The organism is Sphingomonas sp. 66-10, assembly GCF_001897045.1.
GTDB lineage: Bacteria > Pseudomonadota > Alphaproteobacteria > Sphingomonadales > Sphingomonadaceae > Sphingomonas > Sphingomonas lycopersici.
Map to the genome: position 1 here is coordinate 2,973 of NZ_MKRR01000161.1, position 5,850 is coordinate 8,822.

The window sequence follows — 5,850 nt, forward strand, 5'->3', positions numbered from 1 at the left end:
CTCATCGATCAGGCCTGCGGCGTTGCCGTGATGTCTCGATTGGGCAGACGGCTGGCGATCTCCACCCTTAACCTGAAGGTGGACCATGTGCGATCCGCCGAGGCGAGATGCCCCGCGACGGCGTGGGCTCACTGCTACGACGCGACCGAGCACCGTGCGTTCGTACGCGCCGAAGTCTGGGATACAGATCCGTCTCACCTGATCGCGACTGCCCAAGGCGTCTTTTCGATCAATCGGGCTGTCGCCCCATGAACGAAGGCGCGATCGGGGCCAGTACCGGGCGGAACGGCTTTGCGAAGCTACTCGGTACCATGATGACGCAAAGCGGTGAAACGTTCACGCTGATCCCCACGGAGGAGCTTGTCGGGAATCCCATTCTGCCCGCCTTGCATGGAGGCGCGATCGCGTCCTTTCTTGAGCTGGCCGCACAGCTTGCTCTCTCCCGCACACTCTCGCCAGGGCAGTCCTGCCGGCTGATCAGCATGAACCTTCAATTTCTCGCCCCGGTCAGACTGGGCGCAGTCAGCACGACGCCGACGCTGGTGCGCGTAGGGCGTCGTGTCGCAGTGGTGCATGCCGAAGGCGTCGAGCGAAACGGAACCGGAAAACTGTGCCTTGCGCAGCTGGAATTCGCCGTCGGACAATCCTCCGGAGACGAGGATCACACCCGACATTCCTGATTGGTTCAGCGGGCCGATCTCCAGAGAGCAAGGATGCTTCTGAGCGCCGTCGCGAAGGCGAGCGGCTCATCCAGCATCAGGTGATGGCGCGCGTTGGGCACCGCGACGATCGGGATCGCGCCGGCTCCCAGTTCGCGCAGATATGCCGCGGAATCCCTGCCGAAGAGCGCGCTGTGCTCGCCGTAGATGATTGCCAGCCGACCGGGCGCCGCGGCGACACGGCGACCCATCGTCATCCATTCGTCCGCCGAGTTGCCGCGCGCGAACACCGCGGGCGAGAACTTCCACGTCCACGCGTCCCCGTCCCGCCGGAGCGAATGATAGGCCATGTAGTCCATCAGGAACGGCTCACCCGCGGGCTGTGGCGGCGCGAGCACGTAGCGCGCGCGTGCGGTCGGGTAATCGGGATACCGGCTGGCGGGCTTGTTCGGGTCGCCCGAGCCGGGGCTGCCGCGTCCGCCACGCCAGTAGGCGGCAAGCGCCTCCGGCCGCATGATCATCAGGTCGCAGATGATCGCGCCCGCGAACCGTTCGGCCGCGATCGTCATCGCGGTCACCGCGACCCCCGCGCCGAAGCTGTGGCCGATGATCACGGGCGGCGCAGCACCGTCGAACAGCCCGGTCGCCTCCGCCACCGCGATCATCTCGCGCCCGCGGCCGTCACCATCGATCCCCACGCGCGCGTCGCTGTCGCCCATGCCCGCAAGATCATAGGCGACCACATGGTAGTCCGCGGCGAGCAACGGCGCGATAAACGCCCAGCAGCGCGCATGGGCAAGAAAGCCGTGCGCCATGAGCACGCCCGGCTTTGCGCGGTCGCCCCAGCGCAGGTAGTGGATCTGCGCGCCCTCTACGGTGACGAAGCCTTCTTCCCGCGGAACGGCCAGCGCATCGACGAACCAGTCCGGCAGGTGCGACCCGTCCTCGGCCCATATCGGGTCGATGTCCGACGATCCGGTAGCCTCGGCGGCGCTCATGCCGACAGCCGGAAACCGCTATAGCCCGCCTCGGCGACCGCATCGCAGATCTCGGCATAGCCGACCACAGACGGATAGTTGAGTAGCTGACGCGGTTTGCCTGGGATGTTCGCTCCCATGTACCAGGAATCGGCCCTGGGAAAGAGCGTCATGGCGGCGATCTCGTCGATGTGGCGCGCCCATGCCGCGTGCGCGTCCGGCTCGGCCTCGAAGCGGGACCACCCGCCCGTGCGCAGATGCTCGAGGAACCGGACGACCCAGTCACCCTGCACCTCCGCGGCAGTCGGACCATTGGAGAAGCCGGACGGGCTCTGCGGGCCGTAGAGGAACACCATGTTAGGGAAGCCCGAAACCGCGTAGCCGAGATGCGTGCGTGCGCCTTCGCCCCACGCGTGCGCCAGCGTCGCCCCGCCGCGCCCGCGAATGTCCATCTGCATCAGCCCTCCCGTCACTGCGTCGAAACCGGTCGCGAGCACCAGGACGTCGTGTCGGCGCTCACCGACGCTCGTGGCTATGCCGTCGGGCAGGATCCGTTCGATCGGCTCTTCCCGCAGGTCGACGAGTTCGACGTTCGGCTGGTTGAAGATGTCGTAATAAGTCTGCTCGAGCGACGGCCGCTTGACCCCGAACGGATGCGGCGGGTCGCTGGGTGCGAGCTTCTCCTGCAACGCTGGGTCGGTGATCCGCTCGCGCACCTTGTCTCGCCAGAAATCGTAGGCCAGCCGGTTGGCGCGCTCGTCCACCAGGATGTCGGCGTAGTTGCCGACCCAATAGTGGAAGCCGCCCGCCGCCCACAGCCGCTCGAACGCCGCGGTGCGCTCCTCGCTTGACACCTCGAGCGCGGACTGGTCGAGCCGCAGGATCTCGAACCCGCCGCTGCTCAGTCGGCGTTGACGGAAGATCTCGGGGTAACCGGGCTTGGCCTGCTCCTGCTCAGCCGCGGTCAATGGGCGCTGGCGCATCGGCAGAGCCAGTATAGGTGTGCGCTGGTAGATCGTCAGCTGCGCAGCCTCGCGTGCCGCCTCCTGAGCGACCTGCACACCGCTCGCGCCGGTCCCGATGATCGCGACGCGCTTGCCGCCAAAGTCGATGCCCTCCTGCGGCCAGTGGGCGGTGTGGTGGGCCGGGCCGGCAAAGCTGTCGAGTCCCGAAAGTGACGGGATGTACGCCTTGGCCGCAAAGCCGGTACACGGTAGCAGATAGCGGGTGGTCAGCCGCTCTCCATCGGCGAGTTCCACTCGCCAGAAGCCGGCATGTTCGTCGAACACGGCGGAGCGCATCCTGACGCCGAGCGTCATTGCAGGCCAGAGGTCGAGAACGTCGCAGGCATGTCGGAAATAGCGACGCAACTCGCGCCAGCCTGGGAAGCGTTCCGACCAGGTCCAGTCGCGCCACACCCGCTCGTCCGAGAACTCGTAGATCGGAACATGCGAATCGACTCGCGCGCCAGGGTAGCAGTTCCAGTACCAGATGCCGCCCGGCTCCGCCGCCGCATCCACCAGCCGAACGTTGAAGCCGTTCTCGCGCAACTTCCCGAGCAGGTAGATCCCGCTGAAGCCCGCGCCGATCACCAGCGCGTCGATGTCGGGCACGCCCGTCATCGCGCAGCGACTGCCGCGACGGCGATGTCGGTCGCCGCCTTGTAATCCGCCTTGCCGTTCGGCGCGCGCAGCGGTCGGTCCGTGACGACGATCGCTTTGGGCGTCTTGTAGCCGGCGAGCGCGGCGCGCACGTGAGCGCGCACCGCCGCCTCGTCTACTGTCGCCCCCGGTGCGGCATGGACCACCGCCGTCACCGCCTGGCCCCATTTCTCGTCGGGCACGCCGACCACAAGCGCGTCCGCGACCGCTGGATGCGTCTTCAGCACCTCCTCCACCTCTTCCGGATAGACCTTCTCACCCGCCGTGTTGATGCACACGCTGCCGCGCCCGAGCAGCGTCAGCGTCCCGTCCGCGGCGACGGTGCACCAGTCGCCAGGCATCGAGTAACGGACGCCGTTGATGGTGCGGAACGTCTTCGCGCTTTTCTCCGGATCCTTGTAGTAGCCGATCGGGATCGCGCCCTTACGCGCGATGAAACCGGGCGTGCCGCTGCCCGGCACGACCGGCCGGTCATGCTCGTCGAACACGTCGCACAGCCCGCCGATGGTGAAGCGTGCGGTCGCCGTCTCGCCCGCCGCGCTGGTGACCGACAGGCCGAACCCCAGCCCTTCCGACGCGCCGAAGCTGTCCATCAGCACGACTTGCGGGATGTGCCGGATCAACCCAGCCTTCACCTCGCGGCTCCACATCACCCCGGATGAAACGATCGTGACGAGGCTGGACGTGTCGTAGCGCCCGGGCGCGGCATCCAGCGCGGCCAGCATCGGCTTGGCGAAGGCGTCGCCGACGATCGCGATCGATTCGACGCGGTCGCGATCGACCGACCGCCACAGCTCGTCGGCATCGAACGATTCACCGCCGAGCGTCACGATGCAGCCGCCGCTCATCAGCGTGCCGATGGACGTGATGAAGCCGGTGCCGTGCATCATCGGGCAGGCGGGCATCGTACGCCGGCCCGGTCCGTCGCGCGCGGTCAGCGCCGCGGTTTCTGCAAGGTCGGCGGGCGTCGGCCCCATCAGCCGCTGCGCGTCGAGTTGCGCCTCGCGCATGTCGGTGTGCCGCCACATCACGCCCTTCGGCATCCCCGTCGTGCCGCCGGTGTAGATGAACAACTCGTCGTCGGGCGAGCGCGCGATGCCGAGCGGCGCGCCGTCGCCCTCCCGCGCGAGCGCCTCGTAGGGCAGCGCGAACGAGGCGCGCTCCGCCTCAGGACCGATCTCCACGAAGGTATGCACCTTGCCGAGCCGGCCGTGCAGCTCCTCGATGCAGGCGCGGAACTCGGCGCTGTAGACCACGACCTCGCTGTCGCTGTCGTCGAAGATGTAGAACACCTCGTCGGGCCGATAGCGGTAGTTGATGTTGACGTGGGTCAGGCGTCCCTTGAAGCACGCCGCCATCAGCTCGCCGTATTCGGGCCGGTTGCGCATATAGAAGGCGACCTTGGCGCCCGGTCCCGCGCCCCGCGCACGCAGCGCCCGCGCGATGTTGTTTGAACGGCGCGCCATCTCGGGCCAGGTGATGACCCGGTCGCCGTGGATCAGCGCGGGGGCGTCGTGGGGCATTACGGGCTCGATCGCGTCGAGGATGTCGCCCAGGTTCCACTGCGTCATGCCTGCTGCTCCTCGTCTCAGGCGGCGCGTTTGCCCCAGCCCTGCAGCGCGGCCGCCTCCGCGCGCACGATCTCCGGCCCGCCGAGCAACTGCCGGTCGAAGCCGATGCGCTTGAACCAGTAATGGAGGCCGAGCAGGTCGGTGAACCCCATCCCGCCGTGGACCTCCGTGGCGGTACGCGCGACGAATCGGCCCACCTCCCCGGTGTGAGACTTGGCATGACATGCCATCAGCAAAGCCTCATCCGGGACCGCGTCGAACGCATGCGCCGCGTACCAGACGAGCGATCGGCACGGCTCCAGCCGCGCCGCCATCTCGGCGCACATGTGCTTGACCGCCTGGAAGCTGCCGATGACGCGCCCGAACTGCTCGCGCTCCCCGGCATAATCGACCGCCCGCGCGATCATCACGTCGCCCGCGCCCACGCTGTCCGCCGCGAGCAGCACGCGGCCCGCGGCGACAAGCCGGTTGGCGGTCCCGCCGTCGTCCTCGCCGAGCGGCTCGGCCGCGACGCCGTCGAGCCGCAACTCTCCCACCGACCGCGTGAGGTCGATCGTGGACAGCGGAAGGCGTTCGAGCCCGTCCGCCTCGCCGGCGACCAGATGCAATTGGCCGCCCTGGTCGGCGATGACAAAGGCATCGGCGTCGGCGCTGTCGAGCACGAACAGCGCGGAGCCGCTGAGCGTGCCGTCCGCGGCCGTGACGCCGCCGCCGTCGCGACGGTTGACGACCTCGGTCAGCCCGACGCCGAAGCGCGCGCTGCCGTCGGCAATGCGCGGCAGCCAGCGCGCCTGCTGCGCCGGCGTGCCGGCAAGCCGCAGCGCAAGCGGGGCGAGGACGCAGCGCGCCACGAACGGCACCGGCGCCACCGCTGCGCCGAGCGCCTCCGCCACTACTAAGGCATCGAGCAGGCCCAGGCCGAGGCCGCCGTGCTCCTCGGGCACCACGATGCCGGGCAGGCCAAGCTCGGCCATTGCCGCCA

Annotated in this window: 6 protein-coding genes; 2 read left to right on the forward strand and 4 right to left on the reverse strand. The window is 68.4% G+C overall.

Features of this window, described 5'->3' with window-relative positions; genetic code table 11:
• Window positions 1–252 (forward strand): PaaI family thioesterase (locus BGN95_RS25305; protein ID WP_286774396.1); only part of this gene is annotated, 252 nt, incomplete at its 5' end.
• A complete protein-coding gene (locus tag BGN95_RS25310; protein WP_052742494.1) occupies window positions 249–680 on the forward strand; it encodes a PaaI family thioesterase in 432 nt (143 codons plus the stop codon). The genes BGN95_RS25305 and BGN95_RS25310, both read left to right, overlap by 4 nt.
• Window positions 681–685: 5 nt before the next feature.
• On the opposite strand, the gene BGN95_RS25315 is transcribed toward BGN95_RS25310, so the two are convergent.
• From BGN95_RS25315 to BGN95_RS25330, 4 genes are all read right to left on the reverse strand, one after another.
• A complete protein-coding gene (locus BGN95_RS25315) occupies window positions 686–1,657 on the reverse strand; it encodes an alpha/beta fold hydrolase (protein ID WP_046408737.1) in 972 nt (323 codons plus the stop codon).
• The gene (locus tag BGN95_RS25320; protein ID WP_046408738.1) at window positions 1,654–3,258 is read right to left on the reverse strand and encodes a flavin-containing monooxygenase; all 1,605 of its coding nucleotides are present in this window, start codon (window positions 3,256–3,258) and stop codon (window positions 1,654–1,656) included. Before BGN95_RS25320 ends, BGN95_RS25315 begins: the two co-directional genes overlap by 4 nt.
• A complete protein-coding gene (locus tag BGN95_RS25325; protein WP_046408739.1) occupies window positions 3,255–4,868 on the reverse strand; it encodes an acyl-CoA synthetase in 1,614 nt (537 codons plus the stop codon). Before BGN95_RS25325 ends, BGN95_RS25320 begins: the two co-directional genes overlap by 4 nt.
• Window positions 4,869–4,885: 17 nt before the next feature.
• Window positions 4,886–5,850: acyl-CoA dehydrogenase family protein (locus BGN95_RS25330; protein WP_286774397.1), on the reverse strand; the 965-nt coding region annotated here is incomplete at its 5' end.